This window comes from Streptomyces sp. NPDC088766 (genome assembly GCF_044750845.1).
Lineage (GTDB): Bacteria > Actinomycetota > Actinomycetes > Streptomycetales > Streptomycetaceae > Streptomyces.
The window spans coordinates 1-1,450 of the sequence record NZ_JBIVKQ010000062.1; the positions used below are offsets into that span (position 1 = coordinate 1).

Genomic DNA, 1,450 nt, shown 5'->3' on the forward strand with positions numbered 1-1,450 from the left:
CTAGTAGGGCTTGGTCAGCTTCACTCGTGAGTGGCGTGTCTGTTTGCTCGTGGGTGTCGTTGAGCTGGTGTGACACCTGAGGAGATGACCGGGGTCCGGGAGGATCTGGAGGCGTTCGCGGCGGAGTTGTTCGACGGGTTCTTCCGTGCGGATCAGCGGCGGTGGGGGCAGGCGTATGTGCGGGGGCTGTTGCTGGACGGGCGGCGCAAGTCGGTGGAGCCGATGGCGGCCCGTCTCGGTGAGGACGGCAACCGGCAGGCTCTGGCGCATTTCATCACCTCCAGCCCGTGGGATCCGGCCCATGTGCGGGCCCGGCTGGCCTGGAGGATGCACGCGGCGATCGGTCCGGAGGCGTTGATCGTGGACGACACCGGCTTCCTCAAGGACGGGGATGCCTCGGCGTGTGTGTCGCGGCAGTACACCGGCACCGCGGGCAAGGTCACCAAATGCCAGGTGGGGGTGTCGCTCCACCTGGCCACCGACCGTGCCTCGGCCGCGATCGACTGGCGGCTGTTCGTGCCGGCGGGTTGGGACCCGGCCTCGCCCGAGGCCGATCCGGACAAGGTCGCCCGCCGCAGCCGCTGCGGCATCCCCGACCAGGTGGGGCATGTGGAGAAGTGGCAGCTGGCCCTGGACATGATCGACGAGAGCAGGTCGTGGGGCGTCGATGTCCCGCTGGTCGTCGCGGACGCCGGATACGGGGATGCCGCCGCCTTCCGCCACGGCCTGGACGAACGCAACCTGCCCTACGCGGTGGGGATCTCCTCCCGCCACACCGCCCATCCGGCCGACGCCCGCCCCGTCCAGCCCGCCTACGCGGGCACCGGCCGCCCACCGAAAGTGCAGTACCCCGATGCGCCGCAGACCGTGAAGGACCTTGTCATCGCGGCCGGTCGAACGGCGGCGCGGCCGGTGTCCTGGCGGGAAGGCTCCCGGCCGGTCAAAGGCATCAGCGGCTTGAAACGTATGTACTCGCGGTTCGCCGCCCTCAGAGTCCGCCCCGCCGGACGTGGCATCCGCCGGGCCACCGACAGCCCGGAGCTGCCCGAGCGGTGGCTGCTGGCCGAGTGGCCGGCCGACGAGCCCGAACCGGTGCAATTCTGGCTGTCCAGCCTGCCCTCCGGCATGCCACTGGCCACGCTCGTGCGGCTGGCCAAGCTCCGCTGGCGCATCGAACACGACTACCGCGAGATGAAACAAGCTCTGGGACTGGCCCACTTCGAGGGCCGCACCTGGACCGGCTGGCACCACCACGTCACCCTCGTCTCCGCCGCCCACGCCTTCTGCACCCTGCAACGACTGGCCCGAGACCCAAAAGACGCGGCGCAGGTCTGAGTCTTTACCAGGCTGTCCGCGAACTGCAGACACTCCTCGCCACCTGGACCGGCGCCTGCCCCACCTGCCGCCGCGACATACCCACACCCATACGAACCTGACCAAGCCCTACTAG

At 69.7% G+C, this 1,450-nt stretch carries 1 protein-coding gene; it reads left to right on the forward strand.

Annotated elements, in window-relative coordinates; genetic code table 11:
• Positions 1–84 precede the first annotated feature (84 nt).
• Positions 85–1,335, forward strand: a complete 1,251-nt coding sequence (locus ACIP5W_RS35720) for an IS701 family transposase (protein ID WP_401482251.1) — start codon at positions 85–87, stop codon at positions 1,333–1,335.
• The last annotated feature ends 115 nt before the right edge of the window (positions 1,336–1,450 follow it).